The 22,856-nt window shown below is 54.8% G+C and carries 25 protein-coding genes and 3 pseudogenes; 9 read left to right on the plus strand and 19 right to left on the minus strand.

Annotated elements, in window-relative coordinates; genetic code table 11:
- The first annotated feature begins 169 nt into the window (after window positions 1–169).
- Complete coding sequence (locus tag MRY16398_RS24960) at window positions 170–1,450, plus strand: DUF445 domain-containing protein (protein ID WP_125125388.1); 1,281 nt, start codon at window positions 170–172, stop codon at window positions 1,448–1,450.
- A gap of 55 nt (window positions 1,451–1,505) precedes the next feature.
- Here MRY16398_RS24960 and MRY16398_RS24965 read toward each other — a convergent pair whose 3' ends face one another.
- Window positions 1,506–2,612, minus strand: coding sequence for a glycosyltransferase family 9 protein (locus tag MRY16398_RS24965; protein WP_125125389.1), 1,107 nt, complete (start codon window positions 2,610–2,612; stop codon window positions 1,506–1,508).
- Window positions 2,613–2,949: 337 nt separating this feature from the next.
- On the opposite strand from MRY16398_RS24965, the gene MRY16398_RS24970 reads away from it, so the two are divergent.
- The 5 genes from MRY16398_RS24970 to MRY16398_RS24990 all read left to right on the plus strand — a co-directional run bounded on the left by MRY16398_RS24970 (window position 2,950) and on the right by MRY16398_RS24990 (window position 6,797).
- Complete coding sequence (locus MRY16398_RS24970; protein WP_125125390.1) at window positions 2,950–4,185, plus strand: MFS transporter; 1,236 nt, start codon at window positions 2,950–2,952, stop codon at window positions 4,183–4,185.
- 112 nt (window positions 4,186–4,297) lie between these two features.
- A complete protein-coding gene (locus tag MRY16398_RS24975; RefSeq protein WP_125125391.1) occupies window positions 4,298–5,449 on the plus strand; it encodes a double-cubane-cluster-containing anaerobic reductase in 1,152 nt (383 codons plus the stop codon).
- A gap of 9 nt (window positions 5,450–5,458) precedes the next feature.
- Window positions 5,459–6,223: a putative 2-hydroxyacyl-CoA dehydratase activator YjiL gene (yjiL, locus tag MRY16398_RS24980; RefSeq protein ID WP_125125392.1), complete on the plus strand. Its 765-nt coding sequence runs from the start codon at window positions 5,459–5,461 to the stop codon at window positions 6,221–6,223.
- The gene (locus tag MRY16398_RS24985) at window positions 6,223–6,480 is read left to right on the plus strand and encodes a DUF3343 domain-containing protein (RefSeq protein WP_107223750.1); all 258 of its coding nucleotides are present in this window, start codon (window positions 6,223–6,225) and stop codon (window positions 6,478–6,480) included. Before yjiL ends, MRY16398_RS24985 begins: the two co-directional genes overlap by 1 nt.
- 77 nt (window positions 6,481–6,557) lie before the next feature.
- A complete protein-coding gene (locus tag MRY16398_RS24990; RefSeq protein ID WP_039078211.1) occupies window positions 6,558–6,797 on the plus strand; it encodes a DUF2164 domain-containing protein in 240 nt (79 codons plus the stop codon).
- On the opposite strand, the gene MRY16398_RS24995 is transcribed toward MRY16398_RS24990, so the two are convergent.
- The 8 genes and pseudogenes from MRY16398_RS24995 to MRY16398_RS25030 form a co-directional block, all read right to left on the minus strand.
- Window positions 6,791–7,858: a DUF2955 domain-containing protein gene (locus MRY16398_RS24995; protein ID WP_125125393.1), complete on the minus strand. Its 1,068-nt coding sequence runs from the start codon at window positions 7,856–7,858 to the stop codon at window positions 6,791–6,793. The genes MRY16398_RS24990 and MRY16398_RS24995 overlap by 7 nt on opposite strands.
- Window positions 7,848–8,129: pseudogene (locus MRY16398_RS25000) on the minus strand (HlyD family secretion protein); the annotation flags it as partial. The gene MRY16398_RS24995 and the pseudogene MRY16398_RS25000, both read right to left, overlap by 11 nt.
- Before the next feature lie 194 nt (window positions 8,130–8,323).
- Window positions 8,324–8,479, minus strand: a pseudogene (locus MRY16398_RS25005) (helix-turn-helix domain-containing protein); the annotation flags it as partial.
- Window positions 8,446–8,756 (minus strand): annotated as a pseudogene (locus tag MRY16398_RS25010) (type II toxin-antitoxin system HigB family toxin). The pseudogenes MRY16398_RS25005 and MRY16398_RS25010, both read right to left, overlap by 34 nt.
- Window positions 8,757–8,948: 192 nt before the next feature.
- The gene (locus MRY16398_RS30820; protein ID WP_197718599.1) at window positions 8,949–9,908 is read right to left on the minus strand and encodes an ankyrin repeat domain-containing protein; all 960 of its coding nucleotides are present in this window, start codon (window positions 9,906–9,908) and stop codon (window positions 8,949–8,951) included.
- 38 nt (window positions 9,909–9,946) lie between these two features.
- The gene (locus MRY16398_RS25020) at window positions 9,947–10,381 is read right to left on the minus strand and encodes a putative T6SS immunity periplasmic lipoprotein (protein ID WP_064572398.1); all 435 of its coding nucleotides are present in this window, start codon (window positions 10,379–10,381) and stop codon (window positions 9,947–9,949) included.
- Window positions 10,372–10,896, minus strand: coding sequence for a hypothetical protein (locus MRY16398_RS25025; RefSeq protein ID WP_039078200.1), 525 nt, complete (start codon window positions 10,894–10,896; stop codon window positions 10,372–10,374). The genes MRY16398_RS25020 and MRY16398_RS25025 overlap by 10 nt, the downstream gene beginning before the upstream one ends.
- A 53-nt stretch (window positions 10,897–10,949) precedes the next feature.
- On the minus strand, window positions 10,950–11,597 hold the full coding sequence (locus MRY16398_RS25030) for a TetR family transcriptional regulator (RefSeq protein WP_110295109.1): 648 nt from the start codon (window positions 11,595–11,597) through the stop codon (window positions 10,950–10,952).
- 99 nt (window positions 11,598–11,696) lie between these two features.
- Between MRY16398_RS25030 and MRY16398_RS25035 the strand changes: the two genes are divergently transcribed.
- On the plus strand, window positions 11,697–12,359 hold the full coding sequence (locus MRY16398_RS25035; protein WP_336513204.1) for an O-methyltransferase: 663 nt from the start codon (window positions 11,697–11,699) through the stop codon (window positions 12,357–12,359).
- Window positions 12,360–12,412: 53 nt separating this feature from the next.
- On the opposite strand, the gene MRY16398_RS25040 is transcribed toward MRY16398_RS25035, so the two are convergent.
- The 5 genes from MRY16398_RS25040 to MRY16398_RS25055 form a co-directional block, all read right to left on the minus strand.
- Window positions 12,413–12,820 carry a type II toxin-antitoxin system HicB family antitoxin gene (locus MRY16398_RS25040; RefSeq protein WP_125125394.1) on the minus strand — a complete coding sequence of 136 codons (408 nt, stop codon included), beginning with the start codon at window positions 12,818–12,820 and terminating at the stop codon, window positions 12,413–12,415.
- Window positions 12,821–12,869: 49 nt separating this feature from the next.
- Window positions 12,870–12,938, minus strand: a complete 69-nt coding sequence (locus tag MRY16398_RS31475) for a type II toxin-antitoxin system HicA family toxin (protein WP_409349132.1) — start codon at window positions 12,936–12,938, stop codon at window positions 12,870–12,872.
- Window positions 12,919–13,044 carry a type II toxin-antitoxin system HicA family toxin gene (locus MRY16398_RS25045; protein ID WP_409349122.1) on the minus strand — a complete coding sequence of 42 codons (126 nt, stop codon included), beginning with the start codon at window positions 13,042–13,044 and terminating at the stop codon, window positions 12,919–12,921. Before MRY16398_RS25045 ends, MRY16398_RS31475 begins: the two co-directional genes overlap by 20 nt.
- A 152-nt stretch (window positions 13,045–13,196) precedes the next feature.
- Window positions 13,197–13,616: a FosA family fosfomycin resistance glutathione transferase gene (locus tag MRY16398_RS25050; RefSeq protein WP_125125395.1), complete on the minus strand. Its 420-nt coding sequence runs from the start codon at window positions 13,614–13,616 to the stop codon at window positions 13,197–13,199.
- A 19-nt stretch (window positions 13,617–13,635) separates the two neighbouring features.
- Window positions 13,636–14,529 (minus strand): LysR family transcriptional regulator, encoded by an 894-nt coding sequence (locus MRY16398_RS25055; protein ID WP_172600685.1) that lies wholly within the window; start codon window positions 14,527–14,529, stop codon window positions 13,636–13,638.
- Window positions 14,530–14,617: 88 nt separating this feature from the next.
- On the opposite strand from MRY16398_RS25055, the gene MRY16398_RS25060 reads away from it, so the two are divergent.
- Window positions 14,618–15,394, plus strand: coding sequence for an NAD(P)H-dependent oxidoreductase (locus MRY16398_RS25060; protein ID WP_079497336.1), 777 nt, complete (start codon window positions 14,618–14,620; stop codon window positions 15,392–15,394).
- Between the two features lie 107 nt (window positions 15,395–15,501).
- Here the strand turns inward: MRY16398_RS25060 and MRY16398_RS25065 are convergent, their stop codons facing one another.
- The 3 genes from MRY16398_RS25065 to MRY16398_RS25075 form a co-directional block, all read right to left on the minus strand.
- Window positions 15,502–16,551: a DUF1176 domain-containing protein gene (locus tag MRY16398_RS25065; RefSeq protein ID WP_039076866.1), complete on the minus strand. Its 1,050-nt coding sequence runs from the start codon at window positions 16,549–16,551 to the stop codon at window positions 15,502–15,504.
- 137 nt (window positions 16,552–16,688) lie between these two features.
- Window positions 16,689–17,294 (minus strand): ATP-dependent Clp protease proteolytic subunit, encoded by a 606-nt coding sequence (locus MRY16398_RS25070; RefSeq protein WP_039076867.1) that lies wholly within the window; start codon window positions 17,292–17,294, stop codon window positions 16,689–16,691.
- Between the two features lie 92 nt (window positions 17,295–17,386).
- The gene (locus tag MRY16398_RS25075; protein ID WP_071193555.1) at window positions 17,387–17,554 is read right to left on the minus strand and encodes a DUF1127 domain-containing protein; all 168 of its coding nucleotides are present in this window, start codon (window positions 17,552–17,554) and stop codon (window positions 17,387–17,389) included.
- Between the two features lie 176 nt (window positions 17,555–17,730).
- On the opposite strand from MRY16398_RS25075, the gene MRY16398_RS25080 reads away from it, so the two are divergent.
- On the plus strand, window positions 17,731–19,149 hold the full coding sequence (locus MRY16398_RS25080; protein WP_039076868.1) for an aminotransferase-like domain-containing protein: 1,419 nt from the start codon (window positions 17,731–17,733) through the stop codon (window positions 19,147–19,149).
- Between the two features lie 131 nt (window positions 19,150–19,280).
- On the opposite strand, the gene foxA is transcribed toward MRY16398_RS25080, so the two are convergent.
- A complete protein-coding gene (foxA, locus tag MRY16398_RS25085) occupies window positions 19,281–21,377 on the minus strand; it encodes a ferrioxamine B receptor FoxA (RefSeq protein ID WP_125125396.1) in 2,097 nt (698 codons plus the stop codon).
- Between the two features lie 164 nt (window positions 21,378–21,541).
- Window positions 21,542–22,495, minus strand: a complete 954-nt coding sequence (locus MRY16398_RS25090) for an AraC family transcriptional regulator (protein ID WP_125125397.1) — start codon at window positions 22,493–22,495, stop codon at window positions 21,542–21,544.
- Window positions 22,496–22,856 lie beyond the last annotated feature (361 nt).

Raw genomic sequence — 22,856 nt, forward strand, 5'->3', positions numbered from 1 at the left:
TCTTTTCTGCGACTACCATACCCCCGGCAAACGAAGATGCAATATTTGGTTTTCGCCCTGCCTTTCGCCTTCACCTCTTTGGGAAGAGGGCCGGGATGAGGGGAACCGTCACCACCACGTTTCACTTTGAAAACCAAGCGAAACTGCGTCTCTGCTCTATGCTTAAACCATGAACAAAATCACAGAACTCAAACGAGCCAAACGCCTGGCGCTCTCATTACTGTTGATCGCGGCTGCGATCTTCATCGTTACCCTTTTTCTGCCACCCAACTTCTGGGTCAGCGGGGTGAAGGCGATTGCCGAGGCGGCAATGGTCGGCGCGCTGGCAGACTGGTTCGCCGTGGTGGCGCTCTTTCGCCGTGTCCCTATTCCTTTTATCTCCCGCCACACGGCCATTATCCCACGCAATAAAGATCGCATTGGCGACAACCTCGGCCAGTTCGTGCAGGAAAAATTTCTCGACACCCAGTCGCTGGTGGCACTCATTCACCGTCATCAGCCAGCGCAGATGATTGGTGTCTGGTTCAGCCAGCCGGATAACGCCCGTCGTGTCGGCCAGCACCTGATGCAGGTCATGAGCGGATTTCTGGAGCTGGCAGACGACACACGCATCAAAAACCTGCTTAAACGCGCGGTACATCGGGCGATCGATAAAGTCGATCTCACAGAAACCGGCGCGCTGATGCTGGAGAGCATGACCAAAAACCAGCGCCACCAGGTATTGCTGGATGCCCTGATCGGCCAGATGATCCTGTTACTGCAAAAAGAGAGCAGCCGGGACTTTATCGCCAGCCAGGTCGTGCGCTGGCTGAAAACGGAGCATCCGCGTAAGGCCAAAATTTTGCCCACCGAGTGGCTGGGTGAACAAAGCGCCGTGATGGTTACCCGGGCGGTGAATACGTTGCTGGATGATGTCACCCACGATAGCGCGCACCAGATCCGCCGGGCCTTCGATAAAGCCGTGCTGAAACTGATCGCCAATCTGAAAACCGACCCGGAGATGGCCGCCAGGGCCGATAACATTAAACGCTACCTGAAAGAAGATGACGCGTTTAACCGCTATCTGGGAGAGATGTGGGGTGACCTGCGCGACTGGATGAAATCCGATATGCAGGCCGACGATTCACGCATTAAACAGCGCATCACCGAAGCCGGGCTGTGGTTTGGCGAAACGCTGCTGGCGGACGGCGCGCTACGTGCATCACTTAACGAACACCTGGAACAGGCGGCTCACAGCGTCGCACCGGATTTTGCCGCGTTCCTCACCCGCCATATCAGCGATACGGTGAAAAGTTGGGATGCCCGCGATATGTCGCACCAGATCGAGCTGAATATTGGCAAAGACCTGCAATTCATCCGCATCAACGGCACGCTGGTCGGCGGCTCGATTGGCCTGGTGCTTTACCTGCTCTCGCAGATCCCCGCCCTGCTTTCGCTGCCCACGGGGTGAAAAAAGCAACAAAAAACAGTGCCATGAATGTTAATTACTCACCTCCGCTCAGGTGTTACATTTCCTCTGCCGTGACCACACGTTGCACAGCGGTAAGGACTCTCTCAGGCTTAATGATTGCCATAGGCTGCTCCGGATATTCGGCAAGCTCCATCGCCTGCATGGGAGATTCCTTAATGACGATATGACGTTCAGGATCCTGAAGCGGCCCGGTATGAGCGGGATTTGCGGTTACAAAGAGGCTGACCGTTTTCACCTTAAGGGCAACCGCAAGATGAAGAGGCCCGGTATCAGGGGTAACAAGAACATCGAACCCGGCAATGCACTCAACCAGTCCGGTCAACGAGCATTTCCCGACATAATCGTTGATCCTGCCGAGTTCCTGATTGCTAAACCCATCAAGAAAAGCTTCTGCCAGTCCCCTTTCGGCTGGAGAACCGATCAGGGCTATTTCGAAATTATTTCCCGCGGCGAGCAATAATTTTGCAAGCTCTCTGAAATATTCAACCGGCCACTGGCGCAATTTTTCAGAAGCGCCCAACTGGAAACCAACGACCACTTTATCTGGCGAAGTTGAAATATTTTTGACGGGATAAGGGATCTGCATCTGAATATTTTTTGTAGAACATCCCATTAAATTGACCAACGCTAGCTTTCGCTCTATTAAATGGCCAGGAAAATTATTTTCAGGCATCGACGTAACCTGCTTACACATAGCCAGATCGCTTCCGTTGTACGCATCTTTTAGCACAAAAGGGATTTTAGCCAGAGCAGCACAAAGCACATCATACGGACTCTTGGAATGGAGCAGGACCGCCACATCCGGTTTGCAGGCACGAAGGCGCCTGGCGACACTCGATACATTCTTAACTTTTTGATCCCAATAAATAATATTTTCGAACCACGGACTATTTTCAACGAGTGCCTTATTTTTATGGCTTGATATAAGCGTCAGCGCGGCATCAGGATACCGTTCTTTTATAGCCAGGATTGCCGGTGTATTGAGTATCAAATCACCAAGTGCTGTTGTAGAAAAAATGGCAATGCTTTTTACGCGCTCTGCGTTATATTCACTTGCACCACAAAGCTTATTTCCCGTTAAAAAGCGGTAGCAACCAATGGCTGCTGAAATAAAGGCATTTTTAAATTTTTTGGATGCCATCTAACATTCTCCCGATGAATCCGTTGTTTTATTTTATCACTTCAATAATTTTTACTGATTGATAACCACCAACCCATTGTCAGCTTTGCTTGATGTGTAAAGAACAAAGCCTGACGAATCGCCATAAAATATCATAAAAAACGTGAATATTTCTGCGGTTGGTCATGACGCAGCCCAAAACGGCCCCGGTATGAGCCAGCGGCGCCAGCGCACATGTGAAACGCAAAGGTGCCAACTGCCCGCCGGTTAAAAAACAGGCAAAATTAACGTCGACATATAAATTGTCTGCTCGCACAATAGAAGAGCGCGGTAAGAAAAACCGTAAAAGGAGACTGTTATGTCATGGAAGCCCGCATTTTTCGCCCGTTACGCCGGGGTCTTTATCTTCCCGATGGCGCTGGTGCTGTACGATTTTGCCGCCTACCTCACCACCGACATGATCCAGCCGGGCATCATTCAGGTGGTGCGCGATTTTGATGGCGATGTCAGCCTCGCCCCGCTCTCAGTCAGCCTGTATATGGCAGGTGGCATGGCGCTGCAATGGGCGTTAGGCCCACTGTCCGACAGAATTGGTCGCCGCCCGGTGCTGCTGACCGGGGCGCTTATCTTTACCCTTGCCTGTATCGCCACGCTGTTCACCACCACCTTTGAACAGTTCCTGGCGGCGCGCTTTATTCAGGGCACCAGCATCTGTTTTATCTCCACGGTCGGGTACGTCACCGTTCAGGAAGCCTTTGAACCGACCAAAGCCATTAAGCTGATGTCGCTTATCACCTCGGCGGTGCTGCTGGCCCCGGTGATTGGGCCCCTTGGCAGCGCTGCGTTAATGCATTTTGTCCACTGGAAGGTGATTTTCGCGGCGATTGCCGTCCTCGGTTTTGTGGCCTGGCTTGGGCTGATGCTGGCGATGCCGGAAACCGTTAAAAGGCAGGAGACGCCGCTACGGGCAATGAGCGTCGTCCATGACTTTTGCGCGGTATTTCGCAACCGCGTGTTCCTCAACGGGGCCGCCACGCTCGCGCTCTATTACATTCCGCTCATGTCCTGGGTGGCCGTCTCCCCGGTGATTCTGATCGATGCAGGTGGCATGACTACGGCGGAATTCGCCTGGGCGCAGATCCCGGTCTTTGGCGCGTTGATCGCCGCCAATATCGTGGTGATGCGCTTTGTGGAAGATCCGACCAATCCGCGTTATATCCGTCGTACCGTGCCCATCCAGCTTATCGGGCTGGTGACATTGCTCGCCGGCAATCTGCTCTTTCCGCACCTCTGGTTCTGGTCGGTTACCGGCACCAGTATCTATTGCTTTGGTATCGGGCTGATTTTCTCGACCCTTTTTCGTTTTACCCTATTTACGAATAACTTACCGAAAGGCACTGTGTCGGCGTCGCTCAATATCGTGGTGCTGAGCACCGTGGCGATCGCCATTGAGGGCGCACGCTGGCTGTGGTTCTCCGGCGGCGGGCGCATTCCATTTCATCTGCTGGCGCTGGTTACAGGCGGCGTTGCCATACTCTGCCTCAACCGTCTGGTGCGACGGGTACAGCAGTACGAAAGCGCTCAATGCCGCTAATCTCGCGGCAGATCAACAATTCCATATATTCAATAAGGTTATAATTCTTCCTTCGGCGGCAGCAGACCGCCTCTTTTTTCATTGTCTCCCGTGTTACGGGGAAGGAAAAATCATGTCTCTTATTACAGAACTTCCGGAAGTATTTGAGCAATTCTCCGACGCCCGCCAGAAAGGTTTTCTCACCGTGATGGAACTGAAAGAACAGGGGATCCCGCTGGTCGGCACCTACTGTACTTTTATGCCGCAGGAAATCGCGATGGCCGCGGGAGCAGTCGTGGTCTCATTGTGCTCCACCAACGACGAAACCATTGAAGAAGCGGAAAAAGATCTGCCGCGTAATCTCTGCCCGCTGATTAAAAGTAGCTATGGTTTCGGTAAAACCGACAAATGTCCGTACTTCTATTTTTCCGACCTGGTGGTGGGCGAAACCACCTGCGACGGCAAGAAAAAAATGTACGAATACATGGCAGATTTCAAAGCCGTCCACGTAATGCAACTGCCTAACAGCGCGACGGATGACGCCTCCCGGGCGCTGTGGAAATCGGAAATTCTGCGCCTGCAAAAGCACATCGAGGAGCGCTTCGGCCAGCCGATCAGCGAAACCGCCCTGCGCGAGGCCATCGTACTGAAAAACCGTGAACGTCAGGCAACGGCTGATTTCTACCGTCTGGGGCAGTTAAATCCGCCCGCGCTGAGCGGGGCCGACATCCTGAAAGTGGTGTACGGCGCGACCTTCCGTTTCGATAAAAACGCATTGATTGCCGAGCTCAATGAGATGACCGCCCGCGTGAAGGCCGAGTGGGAACAGGGCAAGCGGCTGGAATCCCGTCCGCGCATCCTGATCACCGGCTGCCCGATTGGCGGCGCGGCCGAAAAAGTGGTGCGTGCCATTGAAGAGAACGGCGGTTGGGTAGTGGGCTACGAGAACTGCACCGGGGCGAAAGCTACCGAACGCAATGTGGCGGAGGACGGTGATGTCTACGACGCGCTGACCGACAAATATCTGGCGATTGGCTGCTCCTGCATTTCACCTAATACCGAACGCCTGCGTTTGCTGAGCCAGATGGTCGAAGAGTACCAGGCCGACGGCGTGGTGGACGTGATTTTGCAGGCCTGCCACACCTACGCGGTGGAATCGCTCGCCATCAAATGCCACGTGCGCCAGCAGCACAACATTCCCTACATGGCGATTGAGACGGATTACTCCACCGCCGATATCGGGCAGCTCAGCACCCGTGTCGCCGCGTTTATCGAGATGCTCTAAGGGGTCAGGGTGACGTTCACGATAGGTATTGATTCCGGTTCAACCACCACCAAAGGGATATTGCTGGAGGGGAACACCATTGTCCGGCGTTTCCTCTGCCCGACATCGTTTCGCCCGGCGGACAGCATTCATGACGCCTGGGAGACACTGCGGGCTGGTCTGGAGGAAAAGCCCTTCCTGACGCTTACCGGCTACGGGCGGCAACTGGTAGATTTTGCTGATAAGCAGGTAACAGAGATTTCCTGTCACGGGCTGGGCGCGCGCCTGCTGTTGCCGGAGGCACGCACCGTCATTGATATCGGCGGTCAGGACAGCAAGGTTATCCAGCTTGATGAACAGGGCAATCTCACCGATTTTCTGATGAACGACAAATGCGCCGCCGGAACAGGGCGCTTTCTGGACGTCATTTCACGCACTCTGGGTACTACGGTGGAGGCGTTGGACGGGATCACCGACGGCATCGCGCCGCATCCGCTGACCAGCATGTGCACCGTGTTCGCCGAATCAGAAGTGATCAGCCTGCGCTCAGCGGGCGTTGCTCCCGAGGCGATTCTGGCGGGTGTGATCAATGCGATGGCACGACGCAGCAGCCATTTTATATCGCGGCTCACCACTCAGGGACCGCTGCTGTTTACCGGCGGCGTAAGCCATTGCGCCCGTTTCCGTGCCATGCTGAGTGAGCATCTGAAGATGGCGGTGCATACCCATGACGATGCTCAATACGCGGGGGCGATTGGCGCGGCGCTGATTGGTCAGCGCCAGAGGGGACGTTGATGGAAGAGTTCCTGTTTTTATTTCACTCCACCGTAGGCGTCGTGCAGACCCGCAAACTGTTGCAGGCATCCGGCGTGTCGTTTCGCGTGGCGGATATCCCGCGCACCCTGCGCGGCGGCTGCGGGTTATGCATTCGTCTGCAGTGCCCGCCCGGTACCGAACAGCAGTGGGTGCTGCCCGGCGCGACCCAGGCGATTTACCGCTGCGAGGGAGAAGCGTTTGAGCAGGTGGCGGTGTATGCGTCGTCGCCCGGATAAGGCGCTTGCGCTGCCATCCGGGAGCGCGTTACTGCGAAGCTCTGCTATGATGCCTTTTTTTCTTACCAGGAAGCCCGATGAGCAAAATCGATCTCAGCCACAGCGAACGCGAGATGCTTCGCGAAAAACTGCAACGCTACTGCACCGACAACTTCGACCTCGAACTGGAACAATTCGACGCCGAATTCTTTGTCGATTTCGTCATTGAAAATATCGGCCCGACGCTGTTTAACGCCGGGATCGATGAAGCCATCCGCACGCACGCCGCTTACAGCGAACGCATTCAGGAAGAGATGGATCTGAAAAAAATCTACTGATCTTCGACCACAAACCGCGTCGCCTCGAAACGGTTTAAGATCAGATGCACCAGAAACACCATCGTTAGTGTGCCCAACAGAGCGACCGTCACCGACACAATGCGATAAAGATCGCTAAACACTAGGTCGGTATCCGGGTGCAGGTTCTGCCCGAACATAATGCCGATGGTGGTAACGCTGGAAAAACCGACGCCCGCCCCCACCTTTTCCATCACGTGCAGTCGCGCGCTAAACGCCAGCCCGAGGCCTATCAGCGGCATCATCAACAACATATGGCTACTGTGATTGTAGAGAATCAACTGCACCAGCAGGATATACAGACAGGCGAGAATCACCCCCACCACACGCCACAACGAACTCATCACCGCACCGCGATAATGCATCGGGAACAGGATCAAAATACCCGCCATCAGCGCTGACAGCGAATCACTGAGATCGCTTATCTGGAACACGACAAAAATCATCGTCGCCACGGTCCCGGAGAGCAGGGACTCATGCCGCACGCGGGCATCGTTTTTTTCGATCCGCGGCGGCAGATTACGCGGCGCCACATCCGGGATCAGGTAATTCATCAGCGCACTGAGCGCTACCGCCATCACACTGGCTTCAATATTGGAGAAAATCAACGTGTGCCAGTCGCTGGTCGGGTAGCTCATAAAGTTGAGCATCGTGCTCTGACACACCACCCCGGCAGAACCAAACAGGAACAGCGGCCCCTTACTCATAAAGCGAAAACGCATCACATACAGGCCGAATACCACCAGCGTCATCATCAGCGGCCATTTCGACAAATAGCCGATGATTAGCACCATTTCGACGCAATTTAGCACTGCGCTAAAAATAAACTGCTTCGCCACGTGACGGTTAAACACCGGCACCAGCGAGAGCAACATCACCGGGTAGACGACATAAAAGACGCCATAGCTGGTGTTGTAAAAGCTCGAGATACTCAGCGCGATCATCCCGGCAAACACAATGCGCAGCGTCTGGCGAAAATCATTCGCCGTATAGACGATGTTGCCGTGCGGCGTAAAGACGCGCGCGAGGGTATTAATAGACATAGTGCAGCCAACTGACGAGATGGATTTGCAGCCCCGAGAAGAAGCGGGCAAACGGCCCTTCGCTGTTATATAGCTGCACGGTGGCGCGCGCGCCGGTCGGCAGGGATTTGGGCAAGGCGTCATCCAGCGCCACATGAATACGCATGCGCTGCGCATCACGCACCCAGCGGTTGGAGGTTTCCGGTTCCGACAGCTCACCGTTAACCGCTTGCTGCCCGGCTAACACCCCGGCATCGCTGCTGGTGACATGGCCGCGAAACACATGGCCCGGTGATGGCAGGCCGCCCACGGTCGGTCTCAGACTGCTGACAAACCTAAAAAATAGCTCGGGCGGTTCCCTCGCCCCTCTGGGGAGAGGGTTAGGGTGAGGGGAAATTTGTTGATGTAGCAATTAGTTATCACCCTCACCCCGGCCCTCTCCCTGAAAGGGAGAGGGAGAAAAGCGGCCTCATTCGTTTATGACGGTTAAAAGAACCATTCTGGTTTCACGCCAAAACGCGCGGATAAGGCCTTAATGTGAGCGATAGTCAGAGAACGACGGCCGGATAGGATCTGGCTCACCAGTGATTTAGAGCCGATCTCCTCTTTCAGGTCAGCATAAGACAACTTGTGCTGGTCAACTTGTCGTATTCAGCGCGGGTAGTAATATGCTTCACATGAAGCGTTTATTCACAAAATCGATGTAGGCGATAACCCTCAGATTGTTGCCTCCAACATCCAGAAACCACGATTTATTCCGGTACTTAAAATTATCCAGGCTCGGTATCAGCGCTTTCATCTCAGTCGGAGAAGAGAAGTCTATCTCACACACTAAGCGGTACAGCGCCCGTATGGCTAAGGCGTCATTAGGATTTCGCTTTGCCGCTTCCTCAAAAGGCTCTTTTGAAATGACATGTATCTGGCATCCTGCCCATCTGTTTACATAATAGCCTCTTCGCTCGGTATGCTGGAAACAGGTATAAACACCCTTTACCGGTGCAATCGCAAGTACGTTGTGACGGCATTGAAAGGCGTTAACTGAACCTTCTTGTTCACGAATGACCATTGTTCACGCAGCATGAACAAACATATTTCGTGAACAAGATGCATCTTACCCCCGCTCCCCCGCCCCCCACATCTCCCTTAGCCACCCGGCGCGCTGCACAATGGAGGGGATGGCTTTCTGTTCCCAGAAACGCAGTGAAATATGGCCGCTGCTCATACCGCCGCGGCAAAAACGCGGGATATAGACCGCATCGTCATCAAGCATGGATGAATTGGTTCGCGCGAGCACAACGTTACGCAGCAGCGCGGTCAGCTCTTTTAGCGTGTCCGGCAGCGGGACACGGGATAACGATTTGCGCATCTCCATCCATAACCAGGGGTCGCCTCTGAGTCCCCAACCAGAGTGGTCCGGTGTCAGCAGATCGCCAATCGTTGCCCAACTGTGTTCCAGCGGAATGCATGATTTGCGTTTTTCCAGCGCCAGGAGTTGGGGTAAAAATTCATCACGCCAGTAGTCGGTATCCACCCACCAGTGCGGGGGAATCGAGGCGTGGCGTACAAAGGGCGTAGAGAGCGATGTTCCCGTCATCGCCATAAAGGCGCCATAAAAGCGCTCCTTCGCACTGGCCGTTGGCGAAACACACTCTTCATCGCTAAGCAACATCACCAGATTGTCCATCAGCAATTTATCGGGATAATTCATCAACTCCGGCATGCCCTGGGCGAAAATCTTACGCATCAACTGGGCGAGTGTTCGCGAGGCCGGATAAAGCACAAACCGCAGATCCTCACGCTGCGCATGCTTCTTAACGGCAATGTCATACGCCGTTTGCTGTTTATCGTGCGTCTTGAGCTGGGTATCCGCGCCGTACTGCAACAAGCGTCCAATGACCGTTAAATCCGCACCGTGCCACGCGGCCTGATGCAACGCGGAATAGCCTTTTTTCTGCGAAACATGATTAATCAGCGAGGGATATTGTTCGAGGACAGCCAGGGCCTCATCCCACTTCCCCTGCCATGCATTAAGAGAAAGCTGGCCTGCCGCCAGCGCCAGAGAATCGGCCATGGAGCCTCCTTTTTGCTGTTCCGTCTTACTTTCATCCTTTAGCGAGTGATTTCACTGTTTGCTAAGGGGAAGACACTTATTTCCCCTTTTGAAACGTCAACCCCTACCACTACGCTGCGTGTCGGCGGGCTTTGGGTTCTCGATTTGAGGATGTACTTAACGATAAATTGCCCGTCGCTGGCGAAAGTATAGAAAGAGGGCGGAATACACAGTTGCGCATCTTTCACCTTTAAGGGCGGCATCAAAGTATATTTATGTTTCGGGGGCGGAATATTGCGCGGATTAATAGAGATAAATACCGGCTGGTAATCTCCCGCATGATGAACGGCAAAACAGACTTCATTATTCGCTGTACGCCTCACCGAGGTGGTTTCATCGGGCCTTAGCCTGTCGCCTGAGCCCGGACAGCCAGTCAGTGCCAGCAGGGACGCCAGTAATAACATACCGCGTGTTATCCCCTTTCTTAGCACCATGGAAACCCCTGCAACGTTTTTTGATATTCAGGCAACATGCGGGACTCACGGAGATCCCCGTCAAGCGTCACATCGCCTCTCGCTCTTAATGCCATCCAGGAAGCATAGCCGTAAGTTTTGAGAATGAAATAATCGGCAATGATTTGTGCCTGCTGTTCCATCGAATAACGTCGTAAAGGTCGCCCATTTAAATGGTAGCGATAACTCACCAGCCCACTGACTAAGCCATTTACACGCACATTCATGCCGCGGTTACGCTGCCAGATATGGCTGAGTTCATGAATGAAAATATGCTGAAAAGGATGCGACTCTCGCGAAAAATCGTTCCGGTACCATTCGCGAAAATAGAGCTCGCCATCGGGGGCCATTCCCGCACTTTGCGGCTGTAAGCCAAACGGGAAATAGCTTTCGTGATGCACCCAGACTTTATGGTATTCAATACTATTACCGAAGACACTTCTGGCCAGACGGATCTCGCCCGGCTGCAATAACCGCTGACTCCCTTCCCCGTCCATAGACACCCTCTGATTATGGCGACCTCATATATATAAACCTTACGAATGATTTTTCAATCGCCGCGGCGTGACATTTCGTCTTTCAACTGCAGATATCCGCACACCATTTCCCCCAGTTCTGCCGCAAACGTGGTGATCTCCGCCTCGCTACGCGGCACAGAAGAGAACGCCTTGCCCACCGCGCCAATGGTGGTGGTCACCAGTTCGCAGACCTGCGCCTGTCTGGCGGGCGTCTCACTCGGTAACACCTCCTGCACAAAGGTCTGAAAGATACCTTCCCCCGCGGCTTTTGCTGCCATCACCTCCGGCGCATCGCGATACAACGGCGCAGCATCATCCAGCGCGGTGCGCATCGCAGCCTCTTCACACTCCGAGCGCACAAAAGCCAGCACCAGCGTGCGCATTCGCTGGAGTGGCGGATAACGGGCGTCCTGCAAAATCTCCCGCATCAGTGCGGACGTACGCTGCCACTCTTCAAGCTGGAGCTGGAAAAGAATCGAAGCTTTATTGGGAAAGTACTGATACACCGAACCAACGCTGACGCCCGCACGTTCGGCCACCCGCGCGGTGGTAAAACGCGGTGCTCCTTCCTCGGCTAAAACCTGAATAGCGGCTTCCAGGATTGCCGTCACCAGCGCGGTAGAACGTGCCTGACGCGGCTGTTTTCGTGAGGAAATACGCGGGGTTGAACGGGATGTCATCGGGTGAGTCTCCAGCGAAAGGAATGCGAATAGTGAATGTGACGAATCCATCATATTCTAAATGCGAATAATTCGTCATATTTTATACTGGAGTCCTGCATGACCATGACCACCCTTACCACCGCACCGCTGTCCCTGTTGCTGGAACGTCTGTTTGCCGAGGCCGAGGCAACCACCAGCCCCGTACTGGATGATGTCTCCGAAGAGGAACAGATGCGCCTGTTACAGAGCAAAACCGACTACCGGGATCTGTACGGGCGCCTGAAAGATCTGTGGCTGCCAGTGTCAAAAGAGACCGGCACACTGCTGTATATGCTGGCGCGTAGCAGTAATGCGAGCACTATTGTCGAGTACGGCACCTCGTTTGGGATCTCCGCGCTCCATCTGGCGGCGGCACTGCGTGATAACGGTGGCGGCAGGTTGATTACCTGCGAGTTCGAGCCCTCCAAAGCGGCGCGCGCCCGGCAGCATTTTAACCTGGGTGGCGTGAGCGATCTGATTGAGATCCGCGAAGGCGATGCGCTGGAAACCCTGCGTCAGGATCTGCCTGAATCGATTGATCTGGTGCTGCTCGACGGCGCGAAATCGCTCTACCCAGAAATTCTGGCGTTACTGGAGCCACACCTGAGAAAAGGCGCGCTGATCGTCGCCGATAACGCCGATTATTACCCGCCGTATCTGGAAAAAGTCCGCTCGCCAGAAAATGGCTATTTGTCGACGCCGTTTAGCGAGGATGTGGAGCTGTCTGTCTGGCTGGGATGAGGGATTGAAAGCCCGCCGTGTAAGGCGGGCCGCACGCACCACTGAAAAAGAGGTTACGCGCTTTTTTGAAGCTCCCGGCGCGCCAGATCGGCAAAGAAACCACTTCGCGATCCGTACTCCCGATGAAGCTCAACATAGGTGTCTATTTTTACTAATAAATTTTGCGGCAATGTAATATTTAACTTCACCGCTTTACTGTCATATTTGCTTAAATCAACCTCGACATAAGCCCAAATACCGCCCTGGCAATCTTCATCATTCATATGCACGGAAATGCTCTGCGCCTGTGGCACGAGTTCTCCTTTCTCAGTGACATAATCCAGATGAGCATCGATCGCATTCCAGGCATCAGCGATCGCGGCATCAATCGTTTCACCTGCGAAATAGCAGCCCGTGATGTCCGGTACAAATCCGGAGAAACTGCCGCTATCAGCCTGATGCAGATAGATCGGAAATTTCATGGTTTACCTCTATTAAGATTGAAAGGGCACCGGCCCGGTGCCGCTTTAATTACATTTGTTTCAGGATCTTCTGCAATGTTCCCTTTGCAATATCCTTTTCAGGGTGAGGTACCGTAATGACATACGCTACCTCCCGCCTTCACAAACGTGTGGTGACTTCCTTTCACCCGGTCAAGAACCCAGCCACGCTCTTGCAGTTGTTTCATGAGTTCTCTGCTTGTCATCCCTTTCGATAATGTCTCCCTTTTAACAGCGCAAAGAGAGTATACCCACTATCCACACCAGCACCAATGCATTTGTAGGTATAGTGGGTATAAATAGTATTCAGCGCATGTAGCCATCCGGGATTTCCCCGGTGGCGCTGCGCTTACCGGGGCTACTTGTCAAAAAACACCATCCCCTTGTATGGCTTCGCGCGGCAGGCGGCCAGCCGTTGCGCGAGGCTACCCACGTGGGCTTCCAGCTTGTGCCCGTCCGGGTCGAGAAAATAGAACGACTCCCCTTCGCTTCTGTTCTCTTTCCACGACATTACCCCCGCTTGCGTAAGGCGTGCCACAAATGTAGCAAAATCATTTTCATCGATACTAAAGGCATAGTGGGTGTAGTCGCTCTCCGGCGGGGCGATATACCGCCGCTGCGCGTCCAGCGACAGGCAGAGCCACAGATCGCCACAGCGCAGATACGCGCCGTTATCCCAGCGTGCATGCAGGGGTAACCCCAACAGATGATGGTAAAAACCGATGCTGCTGGCGATATCGCTGACCGCCAGCGTCAGGTGATTCAGACCGTTTAACATGTTGTCATCTCAGCAGAAATTAAAGGCAGTCGAGTAAGTGCTGTCGCAGCCACTGGTGTGCCGGGTCACGGTGCAGACGTTCATGCCAGAGCATCAGCATATCGAACCCCGGCAGCGGCACGGGCGGCTCCACCACCTGCAAGGCTCCTGCCTTTTTCACCAGACGTTCCGGCAGTACGGCTACCAGGTCGCTGGTGGCCAGCGCCTCCAGCATAAACAAGAAATGTGGCACAGAGAGTACGACGCGCCGTGAAAGCCCACTCTTTGCCAGCACCTCATCGGTTATCGCGCTAAAGCCCCCGCCTTCCGGCGAGACAATCACATGCTCCAGCCTGCAGAATTGCGCCAGCGTCGGGCGACGTTTTAAGGCCGGGTGATTCAGCCGCCCGGCCAGCACATAGCGTTCGGTAAACAGCAGTCGCTGATGCAATGCAGGCGGCGCTCCTTCACGGGTATGAAAGATCAGATCGACATCGCCCTGCTCCGCCTGGCGCAAAATCTGCGGGGGATTGAGCTCGAAGAGCGCCAGACGGGTACCCGGTGCCGCCGCCCGCAGGCTGTTGAGCGCAGGCAACACCACGGCCGACTCGGTGTAATCCGTCGCCACGATCCGCCAGGTGAGATCGGCACTCGCCGGATCAAAAGGGCTACCGGACGAAACGGCGCTTTCCAGCGCATCAAGCGCCTGTCTCAGCGGTAGACGCAGTTCATCGGCACGGGCGGTCGGCTGCATGCCACGCGGCCCCGGCAGCAACAGCGGGTCACCAAAGATCTCCCGCAGGCGGGCAAGCTGCACGCTGACCGAGGGCTGCGACAAATTGAGCCTTTGCGCCGCCCGCGTCACGTTAAGTTCGGTCAACAGGACATCCAGCGTCGCCAGCAGATTCAAATCGATACGACGGAAATTAACCATGGCTATACCTGCAATATCAGTAATTAATTTCTACTATACCTTTCCATTCATTACCGTGGGGTGACTTTCCCAACACCAGGTACACACAATGAATGTTTTGATTGTTTACGCCCATCCCGAAGCCCACTCTTTGAACGGTGCGCTGAATGCCTTTGCCATTTCGCATCTGGAAAATAGCGGACACCACGTGCAGGTATCCGATCTCTACGCCATGAACTGGAAATCACAACTGGATGCCAGCGACACGCTGGCCCCGCTGGCGGGTGACCATTTCCACCCGTCACTGGATTCAAAAAAGGCCTTTGAGCAGGGTTTGCAAAGTGCGGATATCGCTGGCGAACAGGCGAAATTACGCTGGGCAGACGCGGTCATTTTCCAGTTTCCGCTGTGGTGGTTTTCGATGCCTGCCATTATGAAGGGGTGGTTCGACAGGGTTTACGCCTATGGATTTGCCTATGGTGTGGGCGAACACAGCGACACTCACTGGGGCGATCGCTATGGCGAGGGGAGTCTGTCAGGCAAGCGGGCGATGTTGCTGGTGACGACAGGCGGCTGGGAATCACACTATAGCCCCCGTGGGATCAACGGCCCAATCGACGATATTCTGTTCCCCATCCAGCACGGGATGCTGTTTTATCCGGGCTTCGAAGTGTTGCCGCCGCTGGTGATTTATCGCACCAGCAAGACAGATGATGAGAAATATGCAGCGTATTGCCAGCAACTGGCACAGCGTCTGGACACGCTTTGGCAGGCGGAACCGCTGCCCTTCAGGCGGCAGAATGCCGGGGATTACACCATTCCCGCACTGACCCTGCGCCCGGATATCGCACCAGGCGAGAGCGGGTTTGGTGTGCATGTGAAGTGACATCCATTCAGGTATGAAATACGTTACCCGTATAGGAATACAATGGCACCCTGCTTACCCAAAAATACCAAAAGGGTAAACCGGGATGCCATTCAACGATAAATGCCTTATTCCGGCTCTTTGACCTGCGCAACAAATGACGGGAGATCCCAGGTGCCGCCCGCGCGAATGTAGCGGCACATACCGGTGGTGGATTCGCTGCTCTGGGTGAACGCTTTACCGTCCCACACCCACTCCGCGGATGCCCAGCAGTCGCCTATCCCGCGGCCACGCTGACCCAGCGAAATCAGGCCATCGCTGTAATCCGACGCGGAATCGGTCACCAGCACGGGTTCGCCCGCGAGCTTGCTGTCGATAACCCAGAAGCCATAGCCTTCGTTATACGCCGCGCGCCAGCAGAGCGTGGAAATCAGCGCATGGGTATCGTCAAGCGGCGTCAGACTGATATCGTTATCGCCCTCATCCGCCTGCGGGTCCGGTGATTTCAAACGCTCGCAATTGGTGTCTTTCGGTAACGAAGCAATCAATTTAGGCTTAAGCGCGGCGACTTCCGTTTCATTGAGCACGCGCTCCTGCGCATCACTCACTTTGGCCGCCTGAATCACCGGGGGCTCTTTCGCCGCCGGTACGCTACTTTCCGGTTTATCGCCTTTCTTCACCAGCGCGCCGGGGGTGTCCAGACGCCCCTGCACATCATCCATTTTCAGCAGCACCGCTGTCGCGCCATCGCCAGACAGCTCGAACGGCTTCGCACCGCCTTTAAATTCGACTTTGCCGCTGCCTTTTACTGCCTCGATCAGCGCCTGAGTTTGCGCGGGAGACAACCGCCAGGTATCGGTGTCCTCCGGCTCAACTTCACCGATCTCTTTGTCATCAATCCACAGAACCAATTTGGACTGCGGTGCAGTCTCATCGGATTCCATTTCCGCGAGCACAACATCGACAACAAGCGGAGCATCCGCACCGGCTTTACGCACCAGCAGTACCGACCCGCTGGCTTCTTCTTCCTTGCTATAACCCGCAGCGCGACAGGTCAGCGTGTTGTCACAAACGACTTCCCAATCTTTGTGGTTAAACGTGGTGCTATTGTTTTCTGCCATTGCCGGCGCACTGAGCGTCGCTATCATCACCAGTGCGGCTTTATAACTTTTATTCATGCCGTTTCTCCGTATTCACCATCGCCGACAGTGTGAAGAATTTAGTGCATTCGGAGAAGTGAAATTTTTTCTACGGTGAAAGGAAATAACGTGGATTTGATCCCCCTCGCACAGGAAGGGGATCGGGAGAGGGGAAATTAATCCAGCTTCAGGTCCCCGTAGCTGTTTACTACGCGGGAGACAATGCCGTAATCAATCGCTTCTTGCGGGTTCATCCAGTAGTTGCGGTCAGTGTCTTGTTTCACTTTCTCAACCGGTTGCCCGGTCGCATCGGCGATAAGACGGTTAACGCGATCCAGCATGCGGATGATCTCTTTCGCTTCAATTTCAATGTCGCTGGCCTGGCCACGCACGCCGCCCAGCGGCTGATGGATCATAAAGCGAGTGTTTGGCAGCGCGTAGCGATGCTCTTTTTTCGCCGCCAGGAAAATGGTGATCCCGGCGCTCGCCACCCAGCCAGTACCAATGATATGCACTTCCGGCTTGATGAATTTAATGATGTCGTGAATGGTATCCGCAGCTTCAACATGGCCGCCCTGGCTGTTCAGGTAGATTTTGATCGGCGCATCGCTGATCCCCTGCAACAGCAGCAGTTGGGTCACCACTTTTTCGGTCAGCGTCTGGTTAATCTCACCGGAGATAATGATCGAGCGCGAATCCAGCAACTTCTGCTGCATCATCTGAGTGACGTTGCCGCCTTCGTTCTCTTTTTTATCGTCGTCTTTACTGCCCATATAATGCATGGTGAATCCCCCGTAGTGATAATGGCATTAAGCATAGTCTACGCCATAAAAGGCGGAAAATAACAAGATGTTATCTCCGCACTTTTGGGGGATCAATAACCCAGATCGTCACGACGCAATCCCAGGTCTTTCAGTTGCTCATCGCTAAGATTGCTCAAAATTATCCGCGTCTTGCGCCGTTCCCATTTTCTTTTCGCCCAATGCCACAGTTGTACTAACCCGAAAAATGGTCGTTGCGGTCTATTTTCAAAGAATTCCATCGCGTCTCTCCTCACCTGAACAGAGCCCTATTTTCTCTGGAATCCCTGTATGCAATACAGACGCAGAAATTACTTTTCTTTAACATACAGATCACCTACAACTGTATCTGAACGGCATTTTTCTCCGCCATCTGTACTGGTTTTACAATCTGTATGGTGACAACAAAGGATACAGCATGACACGTTATGAAAACCTGGCCACCTTACTGGCGGAGCGCATTGAACAAGGGCTTTACCGCCATGGCGAGAAACTGCCATCCGTCAGGAATCTGAGCCAGGAGCACGGCGTGAGCATCAGCACCGTACAGCAGGCGTATCAGGTACTGGAAAACCTACAGTTGATCACCCCGCAGCCGCGCTCGGGCTATTTTGTCGCCCCGCGCAAAGCTAAACCGCCGGTGCCTGCCATATCGCGCCCGGTTCAGCGCCCGGTAGAAGTGACGCAGTGGGATGAAGTGCTCACACTGCTCGATGCCCGTTCGGACAAAGAGATGCTCAATTTTGGCGGCGGTGCGCCGGACATTTCGCAACCGACGCTGAAACCGCTGTGGCGCGAAATGGCGCGTCTGGTGCAGCACAATCAGTGCGACATTCTGAGCTACGACGCCCTGCAAGGACGCCGCGAACTGCGCGAGCAGATCTCCCGCCTGATGGTTGATGGCGGCACGGTGGTGGACCCGGAAGATATCGTGATCACTAACGGCTGCCACGGCGCGCTGAGCATCGCCCTGCTTTCGGTGTGTAAACCGGGTGATATCGTGGCCGTGGAGTCCCCTTCCTACTATGGCACCATGCAGTTACTGCGCGGTTTTGGCATTAAAGCGATGGAGATCCCAACCGATCCGGAAACCGGGATCAGCATTGAGGCACTGGAACTTGCGCTGGAACAGTGGCCGATCAAAGGGGTGATCCTCGTGCCGAGTTGCAGCAACCCGCAGGGCTCGATCATGCCGGATGCGCGCAAAAAAGCGATACTGGCGCTGGCGCAGCGCCATGACATTGTCATTTTCGAAGACGATATCTATGGCGAGCTCGTCACCGATTATCCCCGCCCGCGCACCATTAAATCTTTTGATATCGATGGCCGCGTGTTGCTGTGCAGCTCGTTTACCAAATCGGTCGCGCCGGGGCTGCGTGTGGGCTGGATTGTACCGGGGCGCTATCGCGATCGGGTGCTGCATATGAAATATGCCGCTATCGGCAGCACAGTGCCCACTAATCAGTTGGCGATGGCGGCGTTTATTCGCGACGGCCACTACCATCGCCATATTCGCCGGATGCGCCAGTTTTATCAGCAGCACCTGGAAACCTATACCTGTTGGATCCGCCAGTATTTTCCATGCGGAATCTGCGTTACGCGGCCAAAAGGTGGCTATATGCTGTGGGTGGAGCTACCGGAAGGGGTGGATATGCTCTGTGTCTCGCGCCAGCTTTGTCGGCTGAAAATCCAGATTGCGCCGGGCTCGCTTTTTTCCGCCTCGGGGAAATACCGCAACTGCCTGCGCATTAACTGCGCCCTGCCGCTGACTGAACGGTATCGCGAGGCCATTTCGAAGCTGGGCGAAGCTATTCATTTCGCGATGGAAGAGAGTTAATCTCCCCTTCGTTTTCCTTCCCCGGTGGCGCTTCGCTTACCGGGGCTACCAAACCACCGCACCGCGGCCCCGGTAAAATCGTATCCCGGGTAAGGCGCGTGCGCGCCGCCACCCGGGAGTTCTCAAGACACTCAGAACTTATACGACAGGCTGCCCACAATGCTGCGCTCGGCACCAAAGTAGCAGTAAGAGAGCGAGTTACAGGCGGCAATATAGCTCTTGTCCGTCAGGTTATTGACGTTGACCTGTGCGCTCAGCCCTTTCAAACCCACCTTCGACAGGTCATAGCCGACCGCCAGATCCACCAGTGTATAGGACGGCAGCGTATGCGTGTTCTGGCGATCCGAGGTAAGGCCATTCACATAGCGCACGCCGGAACCGACGGTCAGCCCGTCCAGCGGCCCGCTCTTCACATCGTAGCTCAGCCAGGCGCTGGCCTGATTACGCGGTGCGTAGACGGCGCGCTTGCCCTGCTCTTCCGGGCTGCTCTTCTTGTAGCGAATATCGGTGTAGGTATAGGCCGCCTGTAGACGCAGGCTATCCGTTAACTGCCCCACCGCTTCCAGTTCCACCCCTTCGGATTCGATCTCGCCGATAGAGCGGTACGGATCGGTTGGCTCTTCTTTGGTGGCGATATTCTTCTGGTTAATGCGGAACACCGAGGCGCTGTACATCGTCTGCGTCCCTTCCGGCTCGAATTTCAACCCGGCTTCCCACTGTTTCCCCTTCATCGGCTCCAGGATCTTGCCGTTTTCATCGGTAAAGCTGGTGGGCGTGAACGCGGTTGAGTAGCTCACGTAAGGCGCAATCCCGTTATCGAACAGATACAGTAATGCCGCACGGCTACTGTAATGGCCTTGATCCAGGGTATCGCTGGTGTCATTGAGCTTATTAACGTTTGTGACCTTCACCTGATCGTGGCGGCCGCCCAGCGTCAGTCGCCACTTATTGAGTGACATCTGATCCTGGATGTAGATCCCGGTCTGCTCCAGCTTATGCTTCTCGCTGCTGTACTGCGTGATGTAATCCGGATCTGCGCCATATACCGGGTTAAACGCGTCGATCGCCGGGAAAGCGCCGTAGTAACCGGCCACATTATTGCTGCGGCGCTGGTAATCCACCCCCATCAACAGGCGATGGTTAACCGGGCCGGTCTCCACGCTGCCATCCAGTTGGTTGTCGAGCGTGATGGCATTCATCTTCTCATCAGAACCGGAATAGCCACGGTTCAGTTCGGTATCGTTGAGCCAGCCTGCCGCATACACCTGATTCAGGTTCACTTTGGTGTGCAGATAGCGCAATTTCTGGCGTACTGACCAGCCGCTATCAAAGGCGTGTTCGAAGTTGTAGCCGACCATATTTTCGCGGCGGTCGTACTTGTCGTAATCGTCTTCCCCTTCATAGAAGGTATTAGAAATTTTCTGCCCGGCGTGAGGGACAACGGTGCCTTCATACGGTAAGCCCGAGTGACTACCGCCTTCCGGATCGCGATGCAGATAGGCCATCAGATCCAGGCGTGTGCTATCGGTGATGCGCCAGGTGAGGCTAGGCATCAGGGCATAGCGCTCTTCTTTTAAGGGATCGAACTGGGAATCCGCATAGCGGGTCATGCCGGTTAAACGCACGGCAACGCGGTCGTTATCATCCACCGGGCCGGTCACATCAAAGGCCGCACCGCGCTGGTTGTTATTCCCGGCGAACACTTTGATTTCGCCCCCCGGATCAAACGACGGTTTACGGGAATTCAGCGCCACAATCCCGCCAGGCGAAGAGCGACCATACAGTACGGAAGCCGGGCCGCGCACCACTTCGATACTGTCGAGGAACCACGGGTCCACCACCAACGAACTGTGCGAGTTGGTGTCACCCATCATTTTCAGGCCGTCGAGATAGATATTATCCAGACTCCCGTCGGAAAAGCCGCGCAAGACGATGTAATCAAAGCGGTTGGAGGCACCAATCTGGTTGGCATAGACACCCGGCGTGTAACCCACCGCCTGGCGCACGCTGGTGGCCCCCTGCTCTTCATACTGCTGGCGCGTCACAATAGAGACCGATTGCGGGGTTTCGATATCCGGCGTTTCCAGCTTGGTTGCGCCACTTTGCATTTGTGAGGTCACCACCACCGTCTCTTCTTTTGTCGACGAGGTGTCCTGTGCCAGGACCGTCGCGCTCAATCCACCCGTCATGCAGCCAATCATCAGCGCCAGTCGCGTTTTTGCGAACATGAAAATCTCCAGAAGCCGTTTTTATTGTAAATAAGAATTATTACCCTTTTGCCGACGGCGGCAGCTATGCGCAATGACAAGAGACGTATGCGCGGTGACAAAACGCATCACCACTGTGGAACTTTGGTCTACAGGCCCGTGGATGACCGGATGAATAACGGGGATTAACAGGCGTGGCGCGCCTCTCCGGGGGTAATGCCATAGCGACGGCGAAAGGCGGTAGAAAAATTGGTGGCATGCTGATAGCCCGACATCCACGCTGCCTGCTGCACGCTGTACCCCTGTGCAAGGTAGCGGCGGGCCAGCTCCAGACGGCAATCGCGAAGATAATCAAACACCGAGTGACCATAGGCCTGGCGAAACTTGGTCCGCAGGCTGCTGCTGCTCATGGCGGCCAGTTGGGCCAGTTCCGTGAGGGTGTACTCTTTCTCCGGCTGCTGCTCCAGCAAGCGACGCACGGTTTCGAGCCGATGTTGTTCGCCGCTGGGGGCATGGCGGGATGTGTGATTTTGCAGGCGCTGTGACAGGCCGTGACCTAGCAGTTGTAGCATGACGCCTTCGAGCATTAACTGGCGCGACAGCCCCGGTTGGCTGGACTGCTGGATGTATTGCAGGCCAGAGAGCAAAAAGCCCGGCACCTGCCATAAGAAGGTTGGCGCCCCGCCGTTTTCCCACTGCTGAAGCAACGCAGAGAGCAGCGGCGATTGCCAGCAGCGCGCCGGGTCTACGCCCAGCGAAAGCGTGCGTAAGTGGTAGTCAGCAAGGTGTACGGCGTTCATCACCTGCTGCTCGCCAAGGCGCGAGGTAAAGGCCATACCGGAGCGCACCACAAATTCCTGACCGTTGACGCGCAGCATCACGCTACCTTCCAGCACCACCAGCATATAGAGCGGGCAGCTATGCAAGGAGGTGGTTTCATAGGGTTGCAGGACGCGGATATCTGAGCTGGTGAGGTTGAGACCGGATGAGAACGTCATCTCTTCGACATCGCCCTGAATCACAATGTGTTTTTCTTTACTGACGTCGCGGCAGGCAGAGAGTGACGGGAAGCGATAATCAATGCCGTAGCGTTCGCCAAACCCGATAAAATCTTCAACGGAAAAGTGTCTTTTTTGCATAGCGGGCAGCCATTGTGATCCTGTCCAATGTTCAACATTCCACCGGGGATGCGCGAAAATTTCCGGGTCGACGCCCTGAAAAACGCCTACAGATTACCATTGCCCCCGCCAGGCGGCAATAATATTGAGAATTGTTCTCACCTTTAGGTCAACCTCGGATGCGGCGTAAACGCCTTATTCGGACCGTACAGGGGCAGAGGATTCCCCACAAAAATGCGAGCACGAACGGTCCCCTCTCCTCTTTGGGGAGAGGGTCAGGGTGAGGGGGATATGCGGCTCAGGTGGAGGGTTCCGTTCCCCTTATGTTCCTTGCTTTTCAATAGCGCAAGAACCCGTGAACGTGCCAGGGGGACACAAAGAT

The organism is Phytobacter sp. MRY16-398, assembly GCF_003925915.1.
In the GTDB taxonomy this organism is placed as follows: Bacteria; Pseudomonadota; Gammaproteobacteria; order Enterobacterales; family Enterobacteriaceae; genus Phytobacter; species Phytobacter diazotrophicus.

What these genes read in the sequence shown, in the direction of transcription:
- MRY16398_RS25040 (WP_125125394.1), bottom strand. Translation starts at nt 12,820, where the DNA reads ATGAAATTTCCGATCTATCTGCATCAGGCTGATAGCGGCAGTTTCTCC.
- MRY16398_RS25030 (WP_110295109.1), bottom strand. Translation starts at nt 11,597, where the DNA reads ATGACATCCCGTTCAACCCCGCGTATTTCCTCACGAAAACAGCCGCGT.
- MRY16398_RS25055 (WP_172600685.1), bottom strand. Translation starts at nt 14,529, where the DNA reads ATGGTTAATTTCCGTCGTATCGATTTGAATCTGCTGGCGACGCTGGAT.
- MRY16398_RS25080 (WP_039076868.1), top strand. Translation starts at nt 17,731, where the DNA reads ATGACACGTTATGAAAACCTGGCCACCTTACTGGCGGAGCGCATTGAA.
- MRY16398_RS24965 (WP_125125389.1), bottom strand. Translation starts at nt 2,612, where the DNA reads ATGGCATCCAAAAAATTTAAAAATGCCTTTATTTCAGCAGCCATTGGT.
- MRY16398_RS24995 (WP_125125393.1), bottom strand. Translation starts at nt 7,858, where the DNA reads ATGTCTATTAATACCCTCGCGCGCGTCTTTACGCCGCACGGCAACATC.
- MRY16398_RS30820 (WP_197718599.1), bottom strand. Translation starts at nt 9,908, where the DNA reads ATGGCCGATTCTCTGGCGCTGGCGGCAGGCCAGCTTTCTCTTAATGCA.
- MRY16398_RS25050 (WP_125125395.1), bottom strand. Translation starts at nt 13,616, where the DNA reads ATGTTAAACGGTCTGAATCACCTGACGCTGGCGGTCAGCGATATCGCC.
- MRY16398_RS25075 (WP_071193555.1), bottom strand. Translation starts at nt 17,554, where the DNA reads ATGGAATTCTTTGAAAATAGACCGCAACGACCATTTTTCGGGTTAGTA.
- MRY16398_RS24960 (WP_125125388.1), top strand. Translation starts at nt 170, where the DNA reads ATGAACAAAATCACAGAACTCAAACGAGCCAAACGCCTGGCGCTCTCA.
- MRY16398_RS25065 (WP_039076866.1), bottom strand. Translation starts at nt 16,551, where the DNA reads ATGAATAAAAGTTATAAAGCCGCACTGGTGATGATAGCGACGCTCAGT.
- MRY16398_RS25025 (WP_039078200.1), bottom strand. Translation starts at nt 10,896, where the DNA reads ATGGACGGGGAAGGGAGTCAGCGGTTATTGCAGCCGGGCGAGATCCGT.
- MRY16398_RS25070 (WP_039076867.1), bottom strand. Translation starts at nt 17,294, where the DNA reads ATGCATTATATGGGCAGTAAAGACGACGATAAAAAAGAGAACGAAGGC.
- MRY16398_RS25060 (WP_079497336.1), top strand. Translation starts at nt 14,618, where the DNA reads ATGAATGTTTTGATTGTTTACGCCCATCCCGAAGCCCACTCTTTGAAC.
- MRY16398_RS25045 (WP_409349122.1), bottom strand. Translation starts at nt 13,044, where the DNA reads ATGACAAGCAGAGAACTCATGAAACAACTGCAAGAGCGTGGCTGGGTT.
- MRY16398_RS25035 (WP_336513204.1), top strand. Translation starts at nt 11,697, where the DNA reads ATGACCATGACCACCCTTACCACCGCACCGCTGTCCCTGTTGCTGGAA.
- MRY16398_RS24985 (WP_107223750.1), top strand. Translation starts at nt 6,223, where the DNA reads ATGGAAGAGTTCCTGTTTTTATTTCACTCCACCGTAGGCGTCGTGCAG.
- foxA (WP_125125396.1), bottom strand. Translation starts at nt 21,377, where the DNA reads ATGTTCGCAAAAACGCGACTGGCGCTGATGATTGGCTGCATGACGGGT.
- MRY16398_RS25020 (WP_064572398.1), bottom strand. Translation starts at nt 10,381, where the DNA reads ATGGTGCTAAGAAAGGGGATAACACGCGGTATGTTATTACTGGCGTCC.
- MRY16398_RS24990 (WP_039078211.1), top strand. Translation starts at nt 6,558, where the DNA reads ATGAGCAAAATCGATCTCAGCCACAGCGAACGCGAGATGCTTCGCGAA.
- MRY16398_RS24970 (WP_125125390.1), top strand. Translation starts at nt 2,950, where the DNA reads ATGTCATGGAAGCCCGCATTTTTCGCCCGTTACGCCGGGGTCTTTATC.
- MRY16398_RS25090 (WP_125125397.1), bottom strand. Translation starts at nt 22,495, where the DNA reads ATGCAAAAAAGACACTTTTCCGTTGAAGATTTTATCGGGTTTGGCGAA.
- MRY16398_RS24975 (WP_125125391.1), top strand. Translation starts at nt 4,298, where the DNA reads ATGTCTCTTATTACAGAACTTCCGGAAGTATTTGAGCAATTCTCCGAC.